This is a genomic window from Streptomyces sp. NPDC058231 (assembly GCF_042882275.1).
Lineage (GTDB): Bacteria > Actinomycetota > Actinomycetes > Streptomycetales > Streptomycetaceae > Streptomyces.
In genome coordinates this window covers 113398-138039 of the sequence record NZ_JBHVWN010000003.1, presented here as the reverse complement: position 1 = coordinate 138039, position 24642 = coordinate 113398, and the positions used below count along the sequence as shown (strand labels likewise).

Below are 24642 nucleotides of genomic sequence, written 5' to 3'. Positions count from 1 at the left end.
TTGATCGTTCCGGACCGTGGTTGTCAGAGCCGGAGGAATTACGCAACAATGGCGTTGTGAAATACGTGGGCGAGGCTCCGCAGGAGGAACTCGCGACCGGAGAGCGCTCGACGCGCAACCGGGTCGCGCGCTCCATCCTGGACCACGGCCCGTCCACCGTCGCCGATCTCGCCAAGCGCCTCGGGCTGACCCAGGCCGCCGTCCGCCGCCATCTCGACGCCCTCGTCTCCGACAACGTCGTCGAGGCCCGCGAACAGCGGGTGTACGGGGCCAGGACCCGCGGCCGCCCGGCCAAGGTGTTCGCCCTGACCGACTGCGGCCGGGACGCCTTCGAGCAGTCGTACGACAAACTCGCCGCCGACGCGCTGCGCTGGATCGCCGAGACCGCGGGCGAGGACGCCGTCGTCGCCTTCACCCGCGCCAGGGCCGCCGCCCAGTCGGAGACCTACCGCGCGGCGATCGAGGCGACGGACCCCCGGGAACGCACCGAGGCGCTGGCCAAGGCGTTGTCCGCCGACGGGTACGCTGCTACGGCGCGTAGCGCGCCGGGCCCCCAGCAGGGCGAGCAGTTGTGCCAGCACCACTGCCCGGTCGCACATGTCGCCGAGCAGTTCCCGCAGCTGTGCGAGGCGGAGACGGAGATCTTCTCCAGTCTGCTCGGGACCCATGTGCAACGTCTGGCCACCATCGCCCACGGCGACGGGGTGTGCACGACGTTCGTACCGCGCGGCGGTCCCCCGACCGCACAGACCACCACATCAGCATCCGCAAGCAAGGCCGGGAGGAACCCCGCATGACGCTCCCTACGGAGACTGCCCACCCTGAGCTCGAGGGTCTGGGTACGTACGAATTCGGCTGGGCCGACTCCGACGCGGCAGGCGCGGCGGCCAAGCGCGGCCTCTCCGAGGCTGTCGTCCGCGACATCTCGGGGAAGAAGAACGAGCCCGAGTGGATGCTGAAGCTCCGCCTCAAGGGACTTCGGCTGTTCGACAAGAAGCCCATGCCGAACTGGGGCTCGGACCTGTCGGGCATCGACTTCGACAACATCAAGTACTTCGTCCGGTCCACCGAGAAGCAGGCGGAGTCCTGGGAGGACCTGCCCGAGGACATCAAGAACACCTACGACAAGCTCGGCATCCCGGAGGCGGAGAAGCAGCGCCTGGTCGCCGGGGTCGCCGCGCAGTACGAGTCCGAGGTCGTCTACCACCAGATCCGTGAGGACCTGGAGGAGCAGGGCGTCATCTTCCTCGACACGGACACCGCGCTGAAGGAGCACCCGGAGCTCTTCAAGGAGTACTTCGGCACCGTCATCCCGGTCGGCGACAACAAGTTCGCCTCGCTGAACTCGGCCGTGTGGTCCGGTGGCTCGTTCATCTACGTGCCGAAGGGTGTCCACGTCGACATCCCGCTCCAGGCCTACTTCCGTATCAACACGGAGAACATGGGCCAGTTCGAGCGCACGCTGATCATCGTCGACGAGGACGCCTACGTCCACTACGTCGAGGGCTGCACCGCGCCGATCTACTCCTCGGACTCGCTGCACTCCGCGGTCGTCGAGATCATCGTGAAGAAGGGCGGCCGCTGCCGCTACACGACGATCCAGAACTGGTCGAACAACGTCTACAACCTCGTCACCAAGCGTGCCGTGGCGTACGAGGGCGCGACCATGGAGTGGGTCGACGGCAACATCGGCTCCAAGGTCACCATGAAGTACCCGGCCGTCTACCTGATGGGCGAGCACGCCAAGGGGGAGACGCTGTCCATCGCCTTCGCGGGCGAGGGCCAGCACCAGGACGCCGGATCCAAGATGGTCCACATGGCGCCGAACACCTCCTCCAACATCGTCTCCAAGTCGGTGGCGCGAGGCGGCGGCCGTACCTCGTACCGCGGTCTGGTCGAGATCGGCGAGGGCGCCGCGGGCTCCAAGTCCAACGTGCTGTGCGACGCGCTCCTGGTCGACACGATCTCCCGCTCCGACACGTACCCCTACGTGGACGTCCGTGAGGACGACGTGTCGATGGGCCACGAGGCCACGGTCTCCAAGGTCTCCGAGGACCAGCTCTTCTACCTGATGAGCCGCGGTCTGACCGAGTTCGAGGCCATGGCCATGATCGTGCGCGGCTTCGTCGAGCCGATCGCGCGCGAGCTGCCCATGGAGTACGCGCTCGAACTCAACCGGCTGATCGAGCTGCAGATGGAGGGTTCGGTCGGCTAGCGCAGCCTGACGACCGAATCCCCGGACTTTTGACAGAGAAAGCGAGCACTACGACAGCCATGGCTGAGGCTCAGAACATTCCGGCGGGGTCCACCACCACCGGGTCCATCGCGGTGGCCGCCGAGTCGACCGTCGCCACGCGCATGAGTGCGCCCCCGTCCTTCGACGTCGCGGACTTCCCGGTCCCGCACGGCCGCGAGGAGGAGTGGCGGTTCACGCCGCTGGAGCGGCTGCGCGGGCTGCACGACGGCACCGCCGTCGCGACCGGTGGCGCCGTCAAGGTCGAGGTCGACGTCCCCGAGGGCGTCACCGTCGAGACCGTCGGCCGTGACGACGCGCGGCTCGGCCGGACCGGCGCCCCGGTGGACCGCGTCGCCGCCCAGGCGTACTCGTCCTTCGAGAAGGCCTCGGTGATCACCGTCGCCAAGGAGGCCGTGCTCGCCGAGCCGATCCGGATCGCCGTGCACGGTGAGGGCGGTGTGGCCTACGCCCACCAGATCATCGAGCTGGGAGCCTTCGCCGAGGCCGTCGTCGTCATCGACCACACCGGTGACGCGGTCGTCGCGGGCAACGTCGAGTACGTCGTCGGTGACGGGGCGAAGCTGACCGTCGTCTCCGTCCAGGACTGGGACGACACCGCCGTCCACGCCGCCCAGCACAACGCGCTGATCGGCCGGGACGCCACCTTCAAGTCGATCGTCGTCACCTTCGGCGGTGACCTGGTCCGGCTCCACCCCCGGGTCTCCTACGCGGGCACCGGCGGCGAGGCCGAGCTCTTCGGTCTGTACTTCACCGACAAGGGCCAGCACCAGGAGCACCGCCTCCTGGTCGACCACAACACCCCGCACTGCAAGTCCAACGCCGTCTACAAGGGCGCGCTGCAGGGCCAGGACGCGCACGCCGTCTGGATCGGCGACGTCCTGATCCAGGCCAAGGCCGAGGGCACCGACACCTACGAGATGAACCGCAACCTCGTCCTCACGGACGGCGCGCGGGTCGACTCGGTGCCGAACCTGGAGATCGAGACCGGCGAGATCGTCGGCGCCGGTCACGCCTCCGCGACCGGCCGGTTCGACGACGAGCAGCTCTTCTACCTGATGTCCCGCGGCATCCCGGCCGAGGACGCCCGCCGGCTGGTCGTGCGCGGCTTCTTCGCCGAGCTGGTCCAGCAGATCGGTCTGCCGGACGTCGAAGCCCGTCTGCTCGACAAGATCGAGGCCGAGCTGAAGGCTTCCGTCTGATGGCCTTCGTCAAAGCCTGTGCGCTGAGCGAACTGGAGGAGGACACCCCGAAGCGGGTGGAACTCGACGGAACGCCGGTCTCTCTCGTACGCACCGAGGGCGAGGTGTTCGCGATCAACGACATCTGCTCGCACGCGAACGTCTCACTGTCCGAGGGCGAGGTGGAGGACTGCACGATCGAGTGCTGGCTGCACGGCTCCAGCTTCGACCTCCGCACCGGCAAGCCGTCTGGCCTTCCCGCGACGCGCCCCGTCCCCGTATACCCCGTCAAGATCGAAGGGGACGATGTGCTCGTCTCCGTCACCCAGGAGTCCTGAGTCACCCATGGCAACGCTTGAAATCCGCGACCTGCACGTCTCCGTCGAGGCCGACAACGCCACGAAGGAGATCCTCAAGGGCGTCGACCTGATCGTGAAGCAGGGCGAGACCCACGCCATCATGGGCCCCAACGGGTCCGGCAAGTCGACCCTCGCGTACTCCCTCGCCGGTCACCCCAAGTACACGATCACCAGCGGCACGGTGACCCTGGACGGCGAGGACGTCCTGGAGATGAGCGTCGACGAGCGCGCCCGCGCCGGCCTCTTCCTGGCCATGCAGTACCCCGTCGAGATCCCCGGTGTCTCGGTCTCCAACTTCCTGCGTACCTCCGCCACCGCCGTCCGCGGTGAGGCACCCAAGCTGCGTACCTGGGTGAAGGAGGTCAAGGAGACGATGGCCGGCCTCCAGATGGACCCGGCGTTCGCCGAGCGCAACGTCAACGAGGGCTTCTCCGGCGGTGAGAAGAAGCGCCACGAGATCCTTCAGCTGGAGCTCCTCAAGCCGAAGGTCGCGATCCTCGACGAGACCGACTCCGGCCTGGACGTCGACGCCCTGCGCGTCGTCTCCGAGGGAGTCAACCGGGTCCGTGAGACGGGCGAGGTCGGCACCCTGCTGATCACGCACTACACGCGGATTCTCCGCTACATCAAGCCCGACTTCGTGCACGTCTTCGCCAACGGCCGGATCGCCGAGTCCGGTGGCGCCGAGCTCGCCGACAAGCTGGAGAACGAGGGCTACGAGGCATATGTGAAGGGTGGCGCTTCCGCGTGACACAGCTGCCGGGCCTCCTCGACACCGAGGCGATCCGCAAGGACTTCCCCCTGCTGGATCGTACGGTCCACGACGGGAAGAAGATCGTTTACCTGGACAGCGCGGCGACTTCGCAGAAGCCGCGTCAGGTCCTGGACGCCCTCAACGAGTACTACGAGCGGCACAACGCCAACGTCCACCGGGGCGTGTACACGATCGCGGAGGAGGCCACGGCGCTGTACGAAGGCGCCCGTGACAAGGTCGCCGCGTTCATCAACGCGCCGAGCCGCAACGAGGTGATCTTCACCAAGAACGCCTCGGAGTCGCTCAACCTCGTGGCCAACATGCTCGGCTGGGCCGACGAGCCCTACCGGGTGGACCACGAGACCGAGATCGTCACCACGGAGATGGAGCACCACTCCAACATCGTGCCGTGGCAGCTGCTCGCGCAGCGCACCGGTGCGAAGCTGAAGTGGTTCGGCATCACCGACGACGGCCGGCTCGACCTGTCCAACATCGAAGAGATCATCACGGAGAAGACGAAGATCGTCTCCTTCACGCTGGTCTCCAACATCATGGGCACGATCAACCCGGTCGAGAAGATCATCCGGCGTGCCCAGCAGGTCGGCGCGCTGGTCTGCATCGACGCCTCGCAGGCCGCCCCGCACATGGTGCTCGACGTGCAGGCGCTGCAGGCCGACTTCGTGGCCTTCACCGGCCACAAGATGGTCGGCCCGACCGGCATCGGCGTGCTCTGGGGACGGCAGGAGCTCCTGGAGGACCTGCCGCCGTTCCTGGGCGGCGGCGAGATGATCGAGACCGTGTCGATGCACTCGTCGACGTATGCCCCCGCGCCGCACAAGTTCGAAGCGGGTACGCCTCCGATCGCACAGGCCGTCGGCCTCGGTGCGGCCGTGGACTACCTCTCCGCGATCGGCATGGAGAAGATCTTCCGGCACGAGCACGCGATCACCGAGTACGCGGTGAAGCGCCTCCTGGAGGTCCCGGACCTGAGGATCATCGGTCCGGCCACCGCGGAGGACCGCGGCGCCACGATCTCGTTCACGCTGGGCGACATCCACCCGCACGACGTGGGCCAGGTCCTCGACGAGCAGGGCATCGCGGTCCGGGTCGGACACCACTGCGCGCGGCCGGTCTGCCTGCGGTACGGAATTCCTGCGACGACGCGAGCGTCGTTCTATCTGTACTCCACGCCCGCCGAGGTCGACGCCTTGGTTGAGGGCCTGGAACACGTACGGAACTTCTTCGGCTGAGGGTTGACTGGTGAAGCTTGATTCGATGTACCAGGAAGTGATCCTGGACCACTACAAGCACCCCCACGGGCGCGGCCTGCGGGACGGCGACGCCGAGGTGCACCACGTCAATCCGACGTGCGGGGACGAGATCACGCTCCGGGTCAGATACGACGGCGAGACCATCGCCGATGTGTCGTACGAGGGGCAGGGCTGCTCCATCAGCCAGGCCAGCGCCTCGGTGCTGAACGATCTGCTGGTCGGCAAGGAGCTGGGCCAGGCGCAGAGGATCCAGGAGGCCTTCCTGGAGCTGATGCAGTCGAAGGGCCAGCTGGAGCCGGACGAAGCGATGGAGGAGGTGCTGGAGGACGCGGTCGCGTTCGCCGGTGTCTCGAAGTACCCGGCCCGGGTCAAGTGCGCGCTGCTGAGCTGGATGGCGTGGAAGGACGCGACGGCGAAGGCGCTGTCCGAAGGGAAGACGGCATGAGCGAGAACGAGACTCTGACGACCAAGCCGGCCTCCGAGGAGGAGGTCCGCGAGGCGCTGTACGACGTCGTCGACCCGGAACTGGGCATCGACGTCGTCAACCTGGGCCTGATCTACGGCATCCACATCGACGACGCCAACATCGCCACCCTCGACATGACGCTCACGTCCGCGGCCTGCCCGCTGACCGACGTCATCGAGGACCAGGCGAAGTCCGCGACCGACGGCATCGTCAACGAGCTGCGGATCAACTGGGTCTGGATGCCGCCGTGGGGCCCCGACAAGATCACGGACGACGGACGCGAGCAGCTGCGCGCGCTCGGTTTCAACGTCTGAGTCCACCGAACTCCCCGACGGCCCCCGGCTTCTGCCGGGGGCCGTCCGGCGTTGTTCGCCTGCCGTACGCATGGCGTCCGTCCGCCGTTGAGGCGGAGGCCGGAGCCTACTCGTCGACAACACGCCGACGAGAGGCACGCTGTGCTGCATCAGCTTTCGCTCCAGAACCGCCGGGCGGCCACCGCCGCGGCGGGTGTGCTCACGCTGGCCGCGCTGGGAATCAACTTCCCCGCGCATGCCGCGAGTTACGGGACACCGACGATCACACTGTCGGCCTCCTACCTCTCCGGGGCGGTCGGGGCGACCGGTGACCCGGTGGTGACGGTCACGGTCGCGCAGAGCGGGGCCGATGTCACCGCGCTCGGTGTGGCGGCGTCCGCCAGCACCAAGTCGTCCGTCGCGGGCACCGGCGATGTGACCGTGACCGGGACCGGCGCCACCCGGCAGCTCGCCGTGGCCGCGCACGCCCGCGGCTACACGGACCTCACCGTCAAGGTCACCGGGCTCGGCGGCAAGACCGCCACCAAGACGCTGCACTACGCCGCGTCCGCAGCCGTGCAGAACCCCGCCGACACGCGCTACCTCACCGGGTCCTCCGACTCCTCGGCCGCAGTCGACGTCGGCGACGGCTATGTGGTGGTGGCCGACGACGAGTCCAACACGCTCCGGCTGTACAGCCGTTCGGCCTCCGGCGCGCCCGTGAGGAGCTGGGACGTCGCCTCGGCGCTCGGGGTGTCCAAGGAGATCGACATCGAGGGCGCGGCCCGGGTCGGCAACACCATCTACTGGACCGGATCGCTGGGCAACAACAAGGACGGCGAGTACAAGTCGGACCGCAACACCGTCTTCACCACGACGGTTACCGGGTCCGGGGCGGCCACGCAGCTGACGGTCGCCGGCTCGTACAAGAAGCTGCGCGACGACCTCGTCGCCTGGGACAAGGCGAATGGCAACCGGTACGGCTTCGCCGCGGGCACGGCCGACGGTGAAGTGCCCAAGCAGGTCGACGGGTTCAACATCGAAGGACTGGAGTTCGCCCCCGGCTCGACCACCACCGCGTACCTCGGCTTCCGGGCGCCGCTCGTACCGCCGAAGGAGGGCGGCAAGGCGCTCGTCGTGCCCGTCACCAACTTCGACAAGGTGGCCGGCAGCGGGGCGAAGGCAGTCATCGGTACGCCGATCGAACTGGACCTCGGCGGGCTGAGCATCCGCGACATCCGGAAGAACGCCGCCGACCAGTACCTGATCGTGGCCGGCTCCTGGGCTGCCGACGACAACTCCGACCCGTACGCCCTCTATTCGTGGGACGGCGTCGCAGGGCATGCGCCGGTCAAGCGGGTCGACCTGCCGACCGCCGACCCGGGCGGCTGGGAGGCCGTGGTGGACGTGCCGGACCTGACGGTGCCCGGCGCGCGGGCCCAGCTGATCACCGACGCCGGCTCGGCCGATCTGTACGGGGACGGCACGGAGGCGAAGGACCTCGACCACGCCGAGTGGAAGAAGTCCCGCTCCGTCTGGTTCACCGTCAGCAACTGACGGAGGCAAGCGGCTTCGCGTTTCCTTACGGCTGACGGCCATGGTCACCGGGCAGACTGGCGGGCATGGCCGTTTCCTTTTACTCCGTCGTCGTCGACGCCCACGATCTGCCGTCGCAGGCCCGGTTCTGGTGCCGGGTGCTCGATTGGAAGGTCCTCTTCGAGTCCCACGACGAGATCGTCATCGGCGCCGACAAGGACGCTGTGCCCGGGATCACCTTCGTCCCCGTACCGGAGGGGAAGACCGTCAAGAACCGGCTGCACATCGATCTCGCCCCCGACGACCAGGCGGCGGAGGTCGGGCGGATCGTCGGTCTCGGGGCCACCCGGCTGAACATCGGCCAGCCGGTCGACGTGGGCTGGGCGGTGCTGGCGGACCCCGAGGGGAACGAGTTCTGCGTGCTGAGTCCGAAGAACTCGCTCATCGACTGAACGGGGACCACCGGCCTTGCTGCGGGGGTGCGGCGGCCGCTTCGGCGAGTGCCGCGCCCAGGTTCTCGTTGCGTATCCGCCGGTCCACGTAGAGCAGCCCGATCACCAGGGGCGGGAACGTCGCCGAGATCAGCTGGCCGATCAGCTGGCCGATCAGCACCGCCGTCAGATAGCCGCCCATGGCCAGTACCACCGCGGCGGGAGTCGGATCGCTGCCCAGGTCCGAGGCGCCGACGGCGCTGGTGAACATGCCGACGAACGTGAACGGCAGCTGGATGATGTAGCTCGCCACGGCCGCCATGACGAAGGCCAGCGCCGAGATCCCGAAGATCCGCCACCACGCGCCGCGCACCAGCTGGGCCGAGCGGCGCAACGCGGCGACCGGGCGCTGACGCTCGAAGACCACGGCCGACGGGGCCAGCGAGAACTTCACCCAGAGCCACACCGCCACGGGGCCGAGGACCAGGAAGCCGAGGATGCCGACCGAGACCACCACGGCGGTGACCGCTCCGCTGTCCGACGCGACGGCGGAGACCATCAAGGCGACGAACGCGGCGATGGCGAGAAGCATCGGGACCATCGCGATCAGGGACGTCAGGATCACGGTACCGATCACGGCCGGTACCCGCGCCCACGCGCGCCGCCAGATGACGCCGAACGTGCTCCGCCTGCCCAGCACCGCGTCCTGCAGCACCGCCGGAGCGGTCGCCTGCATCATGGCGGTGCCGGTGATGAACAGCACCATGGCCACCAGCCAGACGGAGCCGAACGCGATGATCAGCGGTGCGACGTCCTCGCTGCGCGCGCTGGCTCCGGAGGGGAGGTCGACGATCCGGTGCAGATGGTCACTGGTGGCGGAGTAGGCGATCGCGGTCGCCGCCGCGATCACGGCCAGGACTCCGCCGTACACGGCCCCGCCGATGCCGAACAACTGCTTCCAGTGGCGGCCCAGCGTGGAGAACGCGCCGTTGACTATCTGCCCGAGGTCCAGCGGCATCAGCGGTATCACCCCCGGACCGGCCGGTGGGGGCGTCCAGCCGCCCCATCCCGGCGGGCCGGGAGGCCCTCCGTACGGCGCTCCTCCGTACGGCGCGTTCCCGTCCGCGCCGCCGCCCCACCCTGCGTCCTGCGCCACTGCTGCTCCGTTGTGTAGGTGTTCGGTGTACCGGTCGGGGACACCGTAGCGCGGCGGATTCTCCGCAGGCCGGCCAGGAGTTGCACGGCCGGGTGCGACGACGCGCACACTCGTGCACATGGGATACGGACTGCTTGCCGCGGCCATCGCGGCGGAGGTGGCCGGGACGACGGCCATGAAGTACAGCGAGGGCTTCACCCGGCTCTGGCCCTCCCTCATCACCGTCGTGGGCTATCTGCTCGCGTTCTCGTTGCTCGCGCAGACCCTCAAGACGCTGTCCATGGGCACCGCCTATGCCATCTGGGCGGGGATCGGGACGGCGGCGGTCGCCGCCATAGGGGTCCTCGTCATGGGCGAGTCCGGAAGCCCGGTCAAGGTGGCGGGCATCGCCCTGATCATCGCCGGTGTGGTCGTGCTCAATCTGGGTGGCGCGCACTGACGGCCCGCCCGGCGGGCGCCACGGGCCGGGCGGGCCGTCGGGGGCCGCCCGGTTCAGCTGCGGACCGCCGCCAGCGCCGCCTGCACGCTCGCCTCGATGTCCGTGATCGGATACAGCGCCTCGCGGACGGTCCGGTACCGGTCCACCACCAGGGTCAGCCTCTTGAGCCGCCTGATCCCTGCCGCCCGGAACGTCGGCAGCCGCAGCGCCGCCGTCAGTTCCAGCTCGGCGTCGGAGAGCAGCGGGAAGCGCAGCCGTTCCGCGTCCGCGAACGCCCGCTGTTCGTCGGGACGTTGGGTGGAGACGCCGTGCACGGTCGCCCCCGCCGCCGTGAACTCGGCCAACTGGTCACGGTAGGTGCAGGATTCGAGGGTGCAGCCGCTCGCGCCCGGGATCCCGGCCCAGCCGGGCGGGTAGGCGTCCCGGCGGGCGTACGCGCTCGGGAAGCAGTACAGGACGGTGTACGGGGTGTCGGCGACCGGGTCGCGCAGTGTGCCGTCGTAGTCGCGGAGCCGGAGCTCCGGCAGGCGGGTTCCCACCAGGGCGTGCACCCGCTCCGCCTCCTTGGACATCTCATCGGTCGTCGCCATCACTTCGCCTTCTCCCATCACCCAGGCGTCGCCCCAGTCCTGGAGCGCGATCAGTACAGGCAGCAGCGCGCGGCCGCGCGGGGTGAGCCGGTACTCGTACCGGGCCGGACGGTCCTGGTACGGATCCCGGGACAGCACGCCCGCCTCGACCAGCAGCCGCAGCCGCTCGGTGAGCACCTTGCGGGACACGCCGAGCTCCCGCTGGAGCGCGTCGAAGCGGTGCACCCCGCGCGCGGTGTCGCGCACGATCAGCAGGGTCCACCAGTCGCCGACGACGTCGAGGGCCTGGGCGATCGCGCAGTCGGCGTCGGTCAGGCTGGTGCGCTGCGGCATGACGGTGCCTTCTTTCCGTTCGTTCCCCGGGCCGCCGTCATGAGGTCTGCCGTGACCGCATCGGGATTGACCTGGGGAAAGCATGCTGCCATAGTCCGTTCCCAAAGGGAACTTACTGGGGGAGGGGCGTTGCGGACACGAGTCTTCGCGGTCGTGCGGGACGTACCGCGTACGGTGCGGCTGCTGGCCTTCGGCGCCTTTCTCAACGGAGTCGTCAGCTTCACCTTCGTCTTTCTCTTCGTCTATCTGACGGGCCCCCGCGGACTGCCCGTACCGCAGGCCGGAGTGATCGCGGGCGTCGGCGGCATCGGCCTGGTCGCCGGGAACTTCACCGGCGGCTGGTTCGGTGACCACTACGGCCACCGCCGGATGCTCCTGACAGGCGCGCTGGTGAGCGGCGCGGCGCTCACCACCCTGCCCGTCCTGCCGGTCGTGGCGATGTACGCGGTGCTGCCGCTCGCGCAGTACGCGGCCGGTGTCGTACGAGCCGCCAACGCGGCACTCGTCGCCGTCTCCGTCCCGGAGGGCGGCCGCCGCCAGAGCTTCGCCCTGATGCGCGCCGGCAGCAACGCGGCCTTCACCGTCGGTCCGCCGCTCGGCGCGCTGATCGCGGCCCGCTTCTCGTACGGCCCGCTGTTCGTCGCCGACGGCCTCGGGACGCTGCTCTTCGCGGTGTACGCGTCGAAGGTGCTCCCGGCGCGCGGCACCGCGCACGCCCGGCCGGCGCACGTCCCCGGGGCGCCCGGCCTCCGGCGGGAGCTGCGGGCCAGACCCGCGGTGCCGGTGCTGCTCGTCGCGATCCTCTGCGTCGACTTCGTCTACCGGCAGCAGTACTCGACCCTGCCCGTGTTCCTCGCCGACCACGGCCACGGCGCCCAGGTCTACGGATGGCTGCTCGCCATCAACGGCGGCGTCATCCTCTGTCTCGAACTCCCCGCGGCGCACGCGCTGCGCCGGCGGGCGCCGCTGAGCATCGTGGGCACCGGACTGCTGCTGGTGGGGCTGGGGTACGCGGTGCTGATCCCCGGGGCCGGGACGCTGTCGGCCGTCACCATGATGGTGTCGCTGACGGCGGGGGAGGTCCTCTACAAGACCACTGCCACCGCGTACGTCGCCGACCAGGCACCCCTCCACGCGCAGGGCCGCTTCCAGAGCCTGTACGCGGGGGCGTCCATCAGTGGTCAGGTGCTGGCACCGCCGCTCGGGGGAGCGCTCTACGCCGCCGCGCCCGGGCTGCTCTGGCCGGCCTGTGCGGTGCTGGCGGGCGGCGCGGGGGCGGCGGTGCTGGCGGCGGGGCGACTGCGGGGGCCGGCCGGCCCGCCGGCCGCCGAGCGGACCGCGGCCGCCGAGCGGCAGGCGCAGCCCGGCTGACCGGGGCGGACCGGCGGGGCGCGCGGCGACCATCCGGCGGGACCGGTTGGCTCCGGTGGTGCCTCGCCGGTTAGGTTTCGTGTCATGACCGACACGACTTCCCGCACCACCGGCGCCGTCGCCGCCGGCCTCGCCACCATCGCCGGCGACGGTTCCGTCCTCGACACCTGGTTCCCCGCACCCGCGCTCGCCGGCGAGCCCGGCCCGGCCGGAACCGAACGGCTCACCCCCGACCAGGCCGTGAACCTCCTCGGCGAGGGCGCCGCCAAGGCCATCGGCGTGGACGCCCGCCGTGGTGTCGAGGTCGTCGCCGTGCGCACGGTCATCGGCTCGCTCGACGACAAGCCGCTCGACGCGCACGACGCGTACCTGCGCCTGCACCTCCTCTCGCACCGCCTGGTCCAGCCGCACGGCCAGAACCTGGACGGCCTCTTCGGCCTCCTCTCCAACGTCGCCTGGACGTCGCTCGGTCCGGTCGCCGTGGACGACCTGGAGAAGGTGCGGCTCAACGCCCGCGCCGAGGGCCTCCACCTCCAGGTCACCTCGGTCGACAAGTTCCCGCGGATGACGGACTACGTCGCCCCGAAGGGCGTCCGGATCGCCGACGCCGACCGGGTCAGGCTCGGTGCGCACCTCGCCGCCGGCACGACGGTCATGCACGAGGGCTTCGTCAACTTCAACGCGGGCACGCTCGGTACGTCGATGGTCGAGGGCCGCATCTCCGCGGGTGTCGTCGTCGGCGACGGCTCCGACATCGGTGGCGGCGCCTCCACGATGGGCACCCTCTCCGGCGGCGGCAAGGAGCGCATCGTCATCGGCGAGCGCTGCCTGATCGGTGCCGAGGCGGGCGTCGGGATCGCGCTCGGCGACGAGTGCGTCGTCGAGGCGGGTCTGTACGTCACCGCCGGTACCCGGATCACGTTGCCGGACGGCCAGATCGTCAAGGCGCGTGAGCTCTCGGGCGCCTCGAACATCCTCTTCCGCCGGAACTCGGTCACCGGTTCCGTCGAGGCCCGCCCGAACAACGCGGTGTGGGACGGCCTCAACGAGGTTCTGCACAGCCACAACTAGCTGGTAGCGGCGAGGAGTTCCTCGTACGCCCTGCGCAGCCCGTCGGTCGCATCGCGCCCGGCGGGCTGCAGCGGTTCGCGGACCGGTCCGGCGCCGAGCAGCGCCTTGGCGGTCACGGTGCCGGGCAGACCCGACGCCATCATCAACTCCGCCAGTGGCACGGTGAGCCGGTTGAGCCGGGCCGCTCCGGTGGTGTCACCGGCATCGAACGCGTCCAGGACCGCCCGCAGTTGCCGGGGCGCGACATTGGCGACCGTACTCACGTAGCCTGCCGCGCCCACCGCGTACAACGGCAGATTCAGCTCCTCGCAGCCCGAGTAGTACGCGAGCGAGGTCGCGCCCATCACCTTGGTGGAAGCGAGCAGGTCGTACGCGCAGTCCTTCACCGCCACGACCCGTGGGTGGTCCGCGAGCCGCAGCAGCGTCTCCGGCTCGATCCGGGTGCCGGTGCGGCCGGGGATGTCGTACAGCATCAGCGGGATGCCGGTCGCGTCGGCGACGCGGCGGAAGTGCGCCTCGACGGCGGGCTGCGGCGGCCTGCTGTAGTACGGCGTCACGACCAGCAGCCCGTCGGCTCCCGCGCGTTCGGCCTGACGGGCCAGCTCCACGGTGTGCCGGGTGTCCGCGCTGCCGACCCCGGCGACGATCGGCACCCCGTCGCCGACCGCCTCCCGGACCGCGCGCAGCAGCGCGGTCTTCTCGGCGTCGGTGGTGGTCGGGGACTCGCCGGTGGTGCCGCTGAGCACCAGGCCGTCGCAGCCGTCGGCGACGAGACCGGCGGCGTGGGCCCCGGCGGCGTCCGGATCGAGACCGCCGCCCGGGGTGAACGGCGTGATCATGGCGCAGAGGGTACGGCCGAAGGGGGCCACGGATGCAGTCATGTCCGAAGTGTCCGATGACCGGACCGTGAAGGTCCACTTAGTTCTGCTAGAGGTGACGGCGAAGAAATGCTCAACGATCGGCATGGGCGGGCCCGCGCTCTGGCATGATCGAACGCCTATGCGGCAGGCCGATACGGGGGCGGATGCATGAGCGTGCAGCGACCGGCGGGTACGGGGAACGGGACACGGAGAGCGGTGGCGGCCGTGAGTCTGGCGGGGGCGCTGGCCCTCGCACTGTCGGGGTGCGCCGGATTCCTCGTACCGGCGGGGGAGGGGGAGGCGGCGCCGACGCCCGGCGGTTCGTCCACGCCGGGCCTCGTGCACGCGGAGAAGCTGCGCCCCGGCGACCTGTCCGCCGCACCGCCCGCCACGAGACCGCCCGCCACGGGGGACGCGAGCGGCCCCGCACCCTCGCCGAGCACCGCGGCACCGGGCGGCTGCCCGTCCTCCGGCGTCGTCGTGGACATGGGCGAGGTGCAGGCCGCGGTGGGTCACCGGGCCGTGTCCCTCACCCTCACCAACTGCGGCGGGAAGCCGTTCCGGGTGAACGGCTACCCATCCGTCCGGGCCCTGGACGACAAGGGTGACCCGCTGCCGGTCCCGGTGAATCCGGGTTCCTCGTACATGGGGACGGACCGGGGGCCGAAGGAGGTCATGCTGAAGCCGGGGGAGACCTTGCGCTCACTGCTGGCCTGGGTGTCCACCCCGACCGGCGGCGACCTCATCGAGGGCGACGCGCTGGAGATCGCACCGGCCCCCGGCCTGGAGGCGCGCACGTTCCCGCTGGAGGGCAACGATGTCCGGCTGCTCGACGAGCTGAACATGACTGCCTGGCGCGCCGAGTAGCCCCGGTGGGGCCGCCGGGGCGGCTCGGCGCGCGAGGACGGCGGGCAGGCCGACGCGGCCGGCGGTACGAAGGACAGCGGTACGAAGGACAGCGGTAGCGACGTACGGACGAGGTGCGTCAACGGGGGCTGGCGCACGGCGTGTTCGAGGTGCTGGGTTCGGATCCGGCAGCCGCGCGCTCAGCCGGGGCGCGGGACCGGAGCGGCAGTTGCGGAGTCCGGGCGGACGGCGTGGTGGCAGCGGGCGCCCCGGGAGCGGCGATGGGCGCCCGGCCGCACCGACTCCGGTGCTGTGCGGGGCAGTTGCCGATGGCGCTCCGGCGAACGGCCGCCGTCCGTCGTATGAACCGAGTGGCATGGGGTGAAATGCGTCTACGCTTGGTCGATCCGGGACCGCATCCCCCTGCGGGCCGGTCCGAGCCCGTACCCCCGTACGCCCGAGGAGAACCACCTGATGTCCGCAGAGCGCCCCACCCTGCCGCCGGTACGGCTGCACACCGAGGCCGAGCTGGCACGGGACGCGCTTGCCGCGCCGCTGCTCGCCCGTGCCGCACGGCTCGCCCGCTGGGCGGGACCCACGACCCGGGTCGGCGCCGGGGGCGAGCTCGTCGAGGCGCAGCTGCCCGCGGCAGCCGAGCACCTGGGGCTGGCGGCGGACGAGGACGGCGCCGCGGAGGCCAGTGAGGCGTGGCGGATCGCGGTCGACACCGGGCTCCTCGACGTCCACGACCCGGAGGGGGACGAGGCCGGGGACGACGCGGAGGGCACGGTCTCCGCGGGCGAGAACCTGGGGCTGCTGACCGGCGGTTCCCCGCAGGACGTCCTCGCCATCTGGCTCGACGGCCTGGAGGCCGTGTACGCCGACGCCACCGCGCCCGTCTTCGAGGACTTCGCCGATCTCGTCGGCGAGGACGGCTCGATCGATTTCGACGCCCTCGACTGGGACCCGGAGGCGGAGGCCGACTTCCTCGACGGTGTGCTCGGCAACCTGTACCTGCTCACGGTCGGTGACGGCGACGGTGACGGCGGCAGCGGCGAGGCTCCCGTGCCGCTGCCCGCGCTCGCCGCGTCGGTGATCGTGCCCGACGACATGGGCGAGCCCAGCGACGACGTCCTGGAACAGGTGTCGGAGGCGATGATGCGCCTGGACGACCAGTTCCGGCTCTTCGAGCCGATCGGGCTCGTCGAGTACCGGCCGGTGGACGAGGCGCTGCTCGCCGAGGAGGGCGACCAGGCGCAGCCGCCCGTGGACGACGAGGACGTCACCCGGTACGGCATGGTGAAGCTGACCCCGCTCGGTCTGTACGGCATCCGGGCCCGGATGCTGGACGCCGGCGTCGACGCTCCGGCTGTCGGTGATCTCGCGGACAAGGGAGCGGACGTGCTCCTCGGCTCCATCGGCCACTACCCGGAGTCGGCGGCCCGCAGCGAGGTCGAGCAGTGGCTCGCCGGCCGCGGGACGGACGGCGCCGCCGCCGACCTGCTGGACGCGGCCCGCGGTGCGGACCAGCAGGCGCCGCTGCGGCGGCTGCACTGCCAGCAGGCGCTCGCCCTGGTCGGCACGGAGGCGGAGCCCGCGGTCCGCGCGGTGCTTCAGGATCAGGAGCTGGGCGGACTCGCACGGGTCTGGCTCGCGGAGCGCGGCGCGGCGGACGTGCCCCCGCCGCCCGAATCGATGATCTTCTGGCTCGCCGTCGACACGATCGCCGCCCAGCTGCAGGCCGAGGGCGATCTGACCGAGCTCCAGGGGCTGGTCGAGGGGTTGTCCGGTCAGCACAGCGGGTTCTTCGACGAGGTCTGGCGGGTGGACCACCCGGCGACCGCGGAGGTCCTGGAGGCGATGGGGCGGGTGCACAGCGACAAGAAGAAGGCGAAGGAAGCCCGTAAGGCGGCGTTCAAGGCGCGTTCGCGGTCGGACGGCTGAGCCGAACGGCCCGTCGGCCCGGACGGGGCCGGCGGGCCGAGGCGGTGTGGGCGCCGTGAAGGTTCACAGCAACCATGCCACTCGAAGTCGCCCACCGTTCAACTGGAGTTGGCGCAAGGGCGGGAGCGTGAGCCCGCAAACAACCCGTCCCAGTCGCTCCAGGAGTTCGTGATGCCCTTCACGCGCAGGGAATTCACCAAGCAGTCCGCCGCCACCGGCGTCGGCATCGCCCTTACCGGCACCGTCGCCGCACTGGCCACCGCGCCCGGCGCCCTCGCCGCGGAGGAGTCCCGGCACGGCCACGACGGCCACGGGCACGACCACGACCACGGTCACCACGACGAGCTCGGCTACGGTCCGCTGGTCTCCGACCCGAAGGGCATAGTCGCGCTGCCCGCCGGATTCTCGTACCGCATCATCACGCACAGCGGTGTCACCAAACTGGACTCCGGCGAGTACACCCCCTCCAACCACGACGGCACGGCCACCTTCGAGGGTCCGCGCGGTGTCACTCTGCTCGTCAACAATCACGAGCTGAGCGGTACCAGGGCCGGCTGGGAGCACCCCGTCCCGCTCGCCGAGGGCCTGGTCTACGACCCGATCGCCGCCGGGGGCTGCACCGTCGTCGAGACCCGCCGCGACGGTCACACCGCCGAATGGGTCGGCATCGCCGGTACGTCCACCAACTGCGCCGGTGGCGCCTCCCCCTGGGGCACCTGGCTCACCTGCGAGGAGACCGAGGACAAGGCCGGCAAGAACGGTCTGCTCAAGGACCACGGCTATGTCTTCGAGGTCGACCCGTACGACAGGCGCGCCAACCGTGACCCGCGCCCGGTCAAGGCGTTCGGCCGGTTCGCCCACGAAGCCGTCGTCATCGACCCCAGGCTCGGCCACGCCTACCTGACCGAGGACGCCGCCGGTCCCAACGGTCTGCTCTACCGCTGGGTTCCGCCGCACGGCTTCAAGCACGGCCGCGGCAAGCTGCGCACGCTCGCCGACACCGCGGGTGTCCTCCAGGCCGCCAAGTGCTTCGACAGCGGCGGCAAGTTCGTCGACGACCTGTCCCGTGCCACGAAGATCGGCACGGTGTACGGCGTGGACTGGGCCGAGGTCGTCGACCGCGACGCCAAGACCGTCTCCATCCGCAAGCAGTTCGGCGACCAGGAGGTCACCCGCGCCCGGAAGCTCGAAGGCATGTGGTGGAGCGACGGCGGCGCATACATCGTCTCCTCGTTCGCCCGCGAGGAGAGCCCCGTCCAGCACGACGGCCAGGTCTGGTTCTACGACCCGAAGCGGCGCACGCTGACGCTGAAGGTTCTCCTCGGCGTGAACGCCGACCCGTCGAAGGACGGCGCGTTCGACGGCCCGGACAACATCACCGTCTCCCCGTACGGAGGTCTGGTCATCGCCGAGGACGGCGAGGGCATCCAGCATCTCTTCGGGGCGACCGAGAGCGGCCGTACGTACCCGATCGCGCGCAACGAGCTGAACGCGGGCACCGCCGAGGAGCCCGAGTACAGCGAGTTCACCGGTGTCACCTTCTCGCCGGACGGGACGACGCTGTTCGCGAACATCCAGACGCCCGGCATCATGCTTGCCATCACGGGCCCGTGGAAGCGCCAGCCGAACCACCGCTGACGGGGGAGTCCGCCGACGCGCGGAAAAATCCGTCGTGTGTCCGGCGGCCGGTCGTCCAAGGTCCTGTCCGTGCCCAGGGGAGCAGGCAGGACTTGCTACCACTCTCCATGGGGATGTCGCCGGTTCGAGTCCCGCCACCGGTTCCCGAACCGGTGCAGCTCAGCCGGTGGAGCGCCTTCGTCGGTTCCGCCGACCGTTCGAGGAGCGGCGGGCCGTGGTCACCGCCCCCGGCGGGGCGGACCGGCCGGCGGCGGGCATGACCGCAGGGGGTGGGTGGTCGCCGCTCTCGGACCGTTCGCGGCTGAACCGGGCCGACGCCGCCACGGTCCTCGGTATGGCGCTCACGGTGCGGGCCGAAGAAGTCGACCCGGTGGCATTCGGCACAAGCGGCGCATCGGTGATATTTCGTACAGGTGAGTCCGTGCCGAAGATCCTTGAGCGGTTCGGTGATCCCGGCGGCACCAGTAGGGCGGAGGCGGTACGCCGGCACCACCGCGGCCACGACCGGGTGCTGGTCGTCACCGATGAGCAGGCGACGTTCACCCGCCACGGCGGCGCGACCACGGCCGTCCCGGCGAGCGCGCCCGTCCACACCTGGAATCCGGCCGGATACCGGGTCGGGCACGCCCCGTCCGGAAGCGGGAACCGCCACACCTTCGGAGAGCTTCCGGACGCGGCTTTCCGCATGGTTCCCCTGCTGGAAGCGGGGCGGGACGCCGACCGGCCCCGGGTCCGCTGATTACGAATCCGGCATCAGTGGGCCCCCAGGAGTGGTCGGGCATGGCGTCCGACGCTCCGGAGGCGCATACTCAACGTAATGAAACAGTCAGCCGGATCCCGGCGTCACCTGCCTTCCAGTCCCTTCAACCGCCCGGCCCAGGCGGCCCCACCGGTCGAGTGCTTCGATGTGGGCGACAGGGTTTCGCATGACCAGTTCGGACTCGGACGAGTCCTCGCTGTCGAGGGCGACAACGACGCAGTGCTCATCGACTTCTCTGGGCGACAGGGGAGGATCCTGAGCCCGTACTCCAAGCTGACCAAGCTCTGAGAGGCGCGCCGAGCACGCGCAGCGTCCGTCCTGTTCTCAGGATCAGGGGCACCCGCAGACAACGCGGGTGCCCCTGATGCCGTTCCGGCAGCGTTCGCGAAGCTCCTACAGCGCCTGGGCGGCAGGCTTGACCATGCCGCGGACGGTGCGCGACTTCGCGAAGTCACCCATCGCCGTCATCTCCCATTCACCGGAGAACTGCTTGATCAGCTTCGCCATCATGACGCCGGTCTGCGGCTCGGCGCCGGTCAGGTCGAAGCGGACCAGTTCCTCGCCGGTGGCCGCGTCGATCAGCCGGCAGTACGCCTTGGCGACCTCGGTGAATTTCTGGCCGGTGAACGAGTTGACCGTGAAGACCAGCCCGGTCGCCTCCGGCGGGATCCGTCCCAGGTCGACCACGATCACCTCGTCGTCCCCCGCGCCCTCGCCCGTGAGGTTGTCGCCGGAGTGCTTCACCGCGCCGTTCAGGATGGAGAGCTTGCCGAAGTAGCAGCTGTCCAGGTGGTTCCGGTCGGGGCCGTAGGCGATCACGGACGCGTCGAGGTCGATGTCCTTGCCGCGGAACGCGGGCTCCCAGCCGAGCCCCATCTTGACCTGGGAGAGCAGCGGGCGGCCGCCCTTGACCAGGGACACCGTCTGGTTCTTCTGGAGGCTGACCCGCCCCTTGTCGAGGTTGATCTTGCCGGAGCCGGCGGGTGCCGGAGCGGCTGCGGGCGGCGCCGGCGGGGCGGCCGGCACCGGGGGAGCGGCGATCCGCGGGTCCACGGGTGCGGCGGCGGGAACCGGCGGTGCGGCCGGTGCGGCGGGTTGCTCCTCGACCGAGACGCCGAAGTCCGTGGCGATGCCGGCCAGCCCGTCGGCGTACCCCTGGCCGACCGCGCGGGCCTTCCAGGCGCCGCCGCGCAGATAGACCTCGATGACCACGAGCGCCGTCTCGGCGCCCAGCCGGGGCGGGGTGAAGGTGGCGAGCACGCTGCCGTCGTCCGCGTTGCGCACGGTGGCGGTGGGCTCGATGCCCTGGAAGGTCTGACCCGCCGCGTCCGGGCTGGCCGTGACGACGATCTTCTCGATGCCGGGCGGTACCGCGGTGGTGTCCACCACGATCGCGTCCGGTGCCGTGCCGCTGCCGGAGCGGTAGGTCACACCGGGACCCGTGGGCTGGTTGTAGAAGATGAAGTCGTCGTCGGAACGCACCTTGCCGTCGGCGGTGAGCAGCAGGCCCGAGACGTCGAGCCGCACCGGGGCGGCGACGTCCACCGCCACGCGGGCGGCGGAGAGTGGAATGTTCGAGCCGGGTGTCATAGCGGTCATGCCCGGGGTAACGAACGGCCCGGCTTTGCCGTTCCCTTACCTTTACGGGCGTCCGGGGGCCCCACGGACGCCCGTACGTCGCCGCGCCTGGGGACGTCAGTACGGCCAGATCGGCGGGTTGGTGACGAAGTGGCCGCCGAGGTGGGCGTGGTCCGGGTTGGCCGGGTCGAGCTCGCCCTGCTCGGCGACGAGCTTCTCCGCGTACTGCTCCGAGTCGTCCTGCGGTTCGTAGCCGAGGGACCTGGCAGTCGTCAGGTCCCACCACAGGCGGGTGTTGTCGGAGGAGCCGTAGACCACGGTGTGGCCGACCTCCTCGGCGGTGAGGGCCGCGTGGAAGAGCCGGGCGCCGTCGCCGGGGCTCATCCATACCGACAGCATCCGTACCGAGGTCGGCTCCATGAAGCAGGAGCCGATGCGCACGGAGACGGTCTCCAGGGCGTGCTTGTCCCAGTAGAGCTGGGCGAGGTCCTCGCCGAAGGACTTGGAGAGGCCGTAGAAGGTGTCGGGGCGGCGCGGTGTGGCGACCGGCACCAGCGGGTCCCCGGGGAGCGGGCGCGGGGTGTAGCCGATGGCGTGGTTGGAGGAGGCGAAGACGATGCGCCGGACGCCCTCCTCGCGCGCCGCCTCGTAGAGGTTGTACGTCCCCTCGATGTTGGCCCGCAGAATCTTGTCGAAAGAGGCTTCCAGGGAGATGCCCGCGAGGTGGATGATCGCGTCGACGCCGCGCACGGCCTCACGCAGCGCGGCCTTGTCCCCGAGGTCCGCCGCGATCGCGTCCGGCTCGCCCTCGATGGGGGTGACGTCGAAGAGGCGGAGCTCGTAGCCGTATGCGGGCAGCAGTCCGCGCATCAGGGTGCCGAGGCCGCCGGCGGCGCCGGTGAGCAGGACGGTGCGGGGAGCGGGCATTCGCGGATCTCCTCGGTACATACGCGCGACACGTCAAATGCATGGACAGTATTCACATGCATGGACAAGCTAAGAAGTATGGGCGCCCTGCGTCAAGTGGTGCGGGCCTCCGTGCCGCAGGGGTTTGATCCGGCGCCGACCCCGCTTTCGTCCGGGCTCCGCGGGGGCGTTCCCTCCTTGACCTGTGCCGCGCCGCTGCCTTAGCGTGTAAGCGTTCATAAGTATGGACATCGATCAGAATTGTGCACGCCTGAACCTGCTCAGGGAGCGCCCGTGACCTCAGCCCCCCTTGCCGCCCGACTCACCCATGTCGCCGGGCCGCTCTTCTTCCCCGTCACCGCCTACGGGCCGGACGGCGCCGTGGACCTCGACGCCTTCCGCGCGCACGTGCGCAGTGGCATCGACGCCGGTGCCGCCGCCGTGTTCGCCTGCTGCGGGACCGGCGAGTTCCACGCGCTGACGCCGGAGGAATTCGGTCTCGTCGTCGCCGCCGCGGTCGAGGAGACCGCCGGGCAGGTGCCCGTCGTCGCGGGCGCCGGATACGGCACGGCGCTGGCGATCCAGTACGCGAAGCTGGCCGAGGGAGCGGGTGCGGACGGGCTCCTCGCCATGCCTCCGTATCTGGTCCACGCCGACCAGGAGGGCCTGCTCGACCACTACACGGCCCTGGCCGCCGCCACCGGCCTGGAGACGATCGTCTACCAGCGCGACAACGCCGTCTTCACCCCGGAGACCGTCGTCGCGCTGGCCCGCACGCCCGGGATCATCGGCCTCAAGGACGGCTTCGGCGACCTCGATCTGATGCAGCGCATCGTCAGCGCCGTCCGTACCGAGCTGCCCGGCCAGGACTTCCTGTACTTCAACGGGCTGCCCACCGCGGAACTCACCGGACTCGCCTACCGAGGCATCGGCGTCACGCTCTACTCCTCCGCCGTCTTCGCCTTCGCCCCCGACATCGCCCTCGCCTTCTACCGTGCGCTGGAGTCCGGCGACGACGAGTTCGCCAACGCCCTGCTCGACCACTTCTACCGGCCGCTCGTCGAGCTGCGGGCCAAGGGCCGCGGTTACGCCGTCTCGCTGGTCAAGGCGGCCGTCCGGCTGGAGGGCCTGGCGGTGGGCAACGTCCGCAGCCCGCTCACCGAGCCGCCCGCCGCTCATGTCGAGGAGCTGGTCGCGATCATCGGGCGCGGCCGCGCGCTGCTGGAGAAGTACGGGCAGAACGGGACCGCGGCCGAGGAGCGCGGGTGAGGGCCTCCGCCTTCCTCTACCCCTGGGACGTCGTCGGGGACCCGGACGCGGCCGCCCGCGTCGCGGACCTCGGAGTCCAGCAGGTGACGCTCGCCGCCGCCTACCACTCCACCCGTGCGCTGACCCCGCGCCATCCGGGCCGCCGTATCGTCACGGCCGAACACGCCGCGGTGCTGTACCCGCCGGACGCCGCGCGGTGGGCGGGGCGTCGGCTGCGTCCGTACGCGCAGTCCTGGGTGGCCTCCGGCGATGCGTACGCCGAGGCCGCGCAGGCGCTGACCGACGCCGGTCTGGAGGTGCACAGCTGGGTGGTGCTCGCGCACAACTCCCGGATGGGCGCGGAGCATCCGGAGACCTCGGTGGTCAACGCCTACGGCGACCGCTACCCCTGGGCACCGTGCATCGCCCGGCCCGAGGTCCGCGCCTACCTGGTGGACCTCGCGGCGGAGGCGGCGGTACGCGGTGGCATCACCGGCGGCACCGAGCTGGAGTCCTGCGGCTGGTACGGCTTCGCCCATCTGCACGCCCACGACAAGATCGCCGGCGTGGGCCTCGGGGACGCGGCGCAGTACCTGATGTCGCTCTGCTTCTGCTCCGACTGCCGTACCGGGTATGCCGGACAGGGGCTGGACGCAGACGAGTTGCGCCGCGCCGTGCGCGCGGCTCTGGAGCCGGCCTGGGCCGGTTCCGGCTCCCCCGACGCCGGCTGGTCGGGTGTCGAGAAACTTCTCGGCCCCGACCTCGCCGCCGCCACGCTCCGGTGGCGCGTCCAGGTCGCCCGTACCCTCCAGGAGTCCGCCGTCGAGGCGGTGCGCGCGGCCGCCGGGACGGGCTTCCAGGTGCTGCTGCACGCCGACCCCGCCCCGTACCGCTCGGGCGCCAATGTCGGTGTCGACGCGCAGCACGTCATGGACGTGGCCGACGGTGTGGTGCTGCCCTGCACAGGTGGTGACACCCAGCGGGAGACGTATCTCGGTCCGTTCGCCGGACGGCAGGGTGTGGTGGCCGCCAACTTCACCGTGGTCAGCGGCATGGGCGGCAGCCCCGCCACGCTGGAGCGCGACGCCGCGCACGCGGCCTCGCTCGGCGCGAACCAACTGCGCCTGTACCACGCCGGGCTGGCTTCGGCCCCGGACCTCGCGGCCGTCACCGAAGCGCTGTCACGCCTCGGTCGATGACGGAACCGGGCCGGTGGGGGCGACCGTCAGCCGTCCCCACCGGCCCGTGACCAGCAGCGCCGCGGGCCCGGTCGGCGGCAGCGGCGCCCGGAGGCCCGGCACCGCGATCAGCCCTGCGCCGACCGCCGGAGCCCCGCTTCGGGCACGGCACCCTCATC

At 70.6% G+C, this 24642-nt stretch carries 25 protein-coding genes; 20 read left to right on the top strand and 5 right to left on the bottom strand.

What is annotated here, in order from left to right; genetic code table 11:
- The first annotated feature begins 56 nt into the window (after positions 1-56).
- From ACFVXE_RS03455 to ACFVXE_RS03410, 10 genes are all read left to right on the top strand, one after another.
- Entirely contained in the window at positions 57-797 is a 741-nt protein-coding gene (locus ACFVXE_RS03455) for a helix-turn-helix transcriptional regulator (RefSeq protein ID WP_389668741.1), read from the top strand.
- Positions 794-2215 (top strand): Fe-S cluster assembly protein SufB, encoded by a 1422-nt coding sequence (sufB, locus tag ACFVXE_RS03450; RefSeq protein ID WP_389668739.1) that lies wholly within the window; start codon positions 794-796, stop codon positions 2213-2215. The genes ACFVXE_RS03455 and sufB overlap by 4 nt, the downstream gene beginning before the upstream one ends.
- Before the next feature lie 59 nt (positions 2216-2274).
- Positions 2275-3456, top strand: a complete 1182-nt coding sequence (sufD, locus tag ACFVXE_RS03445) for a Fe-S cluster assembly protein SufD (RefSeq protein WP_389668737.1) — start codon at positions 2275-2277, stop codon at positions 3454-3456.
- A complete protein-coding gene (locus tag ACFVXE_RS03440; protein WP_389668735.1) occupies positions 3456-3773 on the top strand; it encodes a bifunctional 3-phenylpropionate/cinnamic acid dioxygenase ferredoxin subunit in 318 nt (105 codons plus the stop codon). Before sufD ends, ACFVXE_RS03440 begins: the two co-directional genes overlap by 1 nt.
- Before the next feature lie 7 nt (positions 3774-3780).
- On the top strand, positions 3781-4545 hold the full coding sequence (gene sufC / locus ACFVXE_RS03435; protein WP_389668734.1) for a Fe-S cluster assembly ATPase SufC: 765 nt from the start codon (positions 3781-3783) through the stop codon (positions 4543-4545).
- Complete coding sequence (locus ACFVXE_RS03430) at positions 4542-5798, top strand: cysteine desulfurase (RefSeq protein ID WP_389668732.1); 1257 nt, start codon at positions 4542-4544, stop codon at positions 5796-5798. Before sufC ends, ACFVXE_RS03430 begins: the two co-directional genes overlap by 4 nt.
- A 10-nt stretch (positions 5799-5808) precedes the next feature.
- A complete protein-coding gene (sufU, locus tag ACFVXE_RS03425) occupies positions 5809-6264 on the top strand; it encodes a Fe-S cluster assembly sulfur transfer protein SufU (protein WP_389668730.1) in 456 nt (151 codons plus the stop codon).
- Positions 6261-6599, top strand: coding sequence for a metal-sulfur cluster assembly factor (locus ACFVXE_RS03420; protein ID WP_014156915.1), 339 nt, complete (start codon positions 6261-6263; stop codon positions 6597-6599). Before sufU ends, ACFVXE_RS03420 begins: the two co-directional genes overlap by 4 nt.
- 141 nt (positions 6600-6740) lie before the next feature.
- On the top strand, positions 6741-8135 hold the full coding sequence (locus ACFVXE_RS03415) for a DUF3616 domain-containing protein (protein ID WP_389668728.1): 1395 nt from the start codon (positions 6741-6743) through the stop codon (positions 8133-8135).
- A 65-nt stretch (positions 8136-8200) separates the two neighbouring features.
- On the top strand, positions 8201-8566 hold the full coding sequence (locus ACFVXE_RS03410; protein ID WP_389668726.1) for a VOC family protein: 366 nt from the start codon (positions 8201-8203) through the stop codon (positions 8564-8566).
- Here ACFVXE_RS03410 and ACFVXE_RS03405 read toward each other — a convergent pair.
- Positions 8556-9563 (bottom strand): hypothetical protein, encoded by a 1008-nt coding sequence (locus ACFVXE_RS03405; protein WP_389668724.1) that lies wholly within the window; start codon positions 9561-9563, stop codon positions 8556-8558. The two genes, ACFVXE_RS03410 and ACFVXE_RS03405, sit on opposite strands and share 11 nt — an antisense overlap.
- Before the next feature lie 256 nt (positions 9564-9819).
- Here ACFVXE_RS03405 and ACFVXE_RS03400 point away from each other — a divergent pair, with 256 nt between their 5' ends.
- Entirely contained in the window at positions 9820-10140 is a 321-nt protein-coding gene (locus tag ACFVXE_RS03400) for a DMT family transporter (RefSeq protein ID WP_389668722.1), read from the top strand.
- A 53-nt stretch (positions 10141-10193) separates the two neighbouring features.
- Here the strand turns inward: ACFVXE_RS03400 and ACFVXE_RS03395 are convergent, their stop codons facing one another.
- Positions 10194-11063 (bottom strand): winged helix-turn-helix transcriptional regulator, encoded by an 870-nt coding sequence (locus tag ACFVXE_RS03395; protein ID WP_389668720.1) that lies wholly within the window; start codon positions 11061-11063, stop codon positions 10194-10196.
- Positions 11064-11192: 129 nt separating this feature from the next.
- Here ACFVXE_RS03395 and ACFVXE_RS03390 point away from each other — a divergent pair, with 129 nt between their 5' ends.
- Both ACFVXE_RS03390 and dapD read left to right on the top strand, forming a co-directional pair.
- Positions 11193-12434 carry an MFS transporter gene (locus ACFVXE_RS03390; RefSeq protein ID WP_389668718.1) on the top strand — a complete coding sequence of 414 codons (1242 nt, stop codon included), beginning with the start codon at positions 11193-11195 and terminating at the stop codon, positions 12432-12434.
- Positions 12435-12518: 84 nt separating this feature from the next.
- Positions 12519-13505, top strand: a complete 987-nt coding sequence (gene dapD, locus ACFVXE_RS03385) for a 2,3,4,5-tetrahydropyridine-2,6-dicarboxylate N-succinyltransferase (protein WP_389668716.1) — start codon at positions 12519-12521, stop codon at positions 13503-13505.
- Here dapD and dapA read toward each other — a convergent pair.
- A complete protein-coding gene (gene dapA / locus ACFVXE_RS03380) occupies positions 13502-14386 on the bottom strand; it encodes a 4-hydroxy-tetrahydrodipicolinate synthase (protein WP_389668714.1) in 885 nt (294 codons plus the stop codon). The genes dapD and dapA overlap by 4 nt on opposite strands.
- A gap of 147 nt (positions 14387-14533) precedes the next feature.
- On the opposite strand from dapA, the gene ACFVXE_RS03375 reads away from it, so the two are divergent.
- The 5 genes from ACFVXE_RS03375 to ACFVXE_RS03355 all read left to right on the top strand — a co-directional run bounded on the left by ACFVXE_RS03375 (position 14534) and on the right by ACFVXE_RS03355 (position 19841).
- Positions 14534-15232 carry a DUF4232 domain-containing protein gene (locus ACFVXE_RS03375; RefSeq protein ID WP_389668712.1) on the top strand — a complete coding sequence of 233 codons (699 nt, stop codon included), beginning with the start codon at positions 14534-14536 and terminating at the stop codon, positions 15230-15232.
- A 453-nt stretch (positions 15233-15685) separates the two neighbouring features.
- Positions 15686-17155, top strand: a complete 1470-nt coding sequence (locus ACFVXE_RS03370; RefSeq protein WP_389668710.1) for a hypothetical protein — start codon at positions 15686-15688, stop codon at positions 17153-17155.
- A 171-nt stretch (positions 17156-17326) separates the two neighbouring features.
- Positions 17327-18793 (top strand): alkaline phosphatase PhoX, encoded by a 1467-nt coding sequence (locus tag ACFVXE_RS03365; protein WP_389668708.1) that lies wholly within the window; start codon positions 17327-17329, stop codon positions 18791-18793.
- A 214-nt stretch (positions 18794-19007) separates the two neighbouring features.
- On the top strand, positions 19008-19532 hold the full coding sequence (locus ACFVXE_RS03360) for a hypothetical protein (protein WP_389668706.1): 525 nt from the start codon (positions 19008-19010) through the stop codon (positions 19530-19532).
- A gap of 78 nt (positions 19533-19610) precedes the next feature.
- Positions 19611-19841, top strand: coding sequence for a hypothetical protein (locus tag ACFVXE_RS03355; RefSeq protein WP_014156926.1), 231 nt, complete (start codon positions 19611-19613; stop codon positions 19839-19841).
- A gap of 105 nt (positions 19842-19946) precedes the next feature.
- On the opposite strand, the gene ACFVXE_RS03350 is transcribed toward ACFVXE_RS03355, so the two are convergent.
- A complete protein-coding gene (locus tag ACFVXE_RS03350) occupies positions 19947-21152 on the bottom strand; it encodes a TerD family protein (RefSeq protein ID WP_389668704.1) in 1206 nt (401 codons plus the stop codon).
- Positions 21153-21248: 96 nt separating this feature from the next.
- On the bottom strand, positions 21249-22058 hold the full coding sequence (locus tag ACFVXE_RS03345; protein ID WP_389668702.1) for an NAD-dependent epimerase/dehydratase family protein: 810 nt from the start codon (positions 22056-22058) through the stop codon (positions 21249-21251).
- 273 nt (positions 22059-22331) lie between these two features.
- Here ACFVXE_RS03345 and ACFVXE_RS03340 point away from each other — a divergent pair, with 273 nt between their 5' ends.
- Positions 22332-23306, top strand: a complete 975-nt coding sequence (locus ACFVXE_RS03340) for a 5-dehydro-4-deoxyglucarate dehydratase (protein WP_389668700.1) — start codon at positions 22332-22334, stop codon at positions 23304-23306.
- Positions 23303-24484: a hypothetical protein gene (locus ACFVXE_RS03335; protein ID WP_389668698.1), complete on the top strand. Its 1182-nt coding sequence runs from the start codon at positions 23303-23305 to the stop codon at positions 24482-24484. The genes ACFVXE_RS03340 and ACFVXE_RS03335 overlap by 4 nt, the downstream gene beginning before the upstream one ends.
- The last annotated feature ends 158 nt before the right edge of the window (positions 24485-24642 follow it).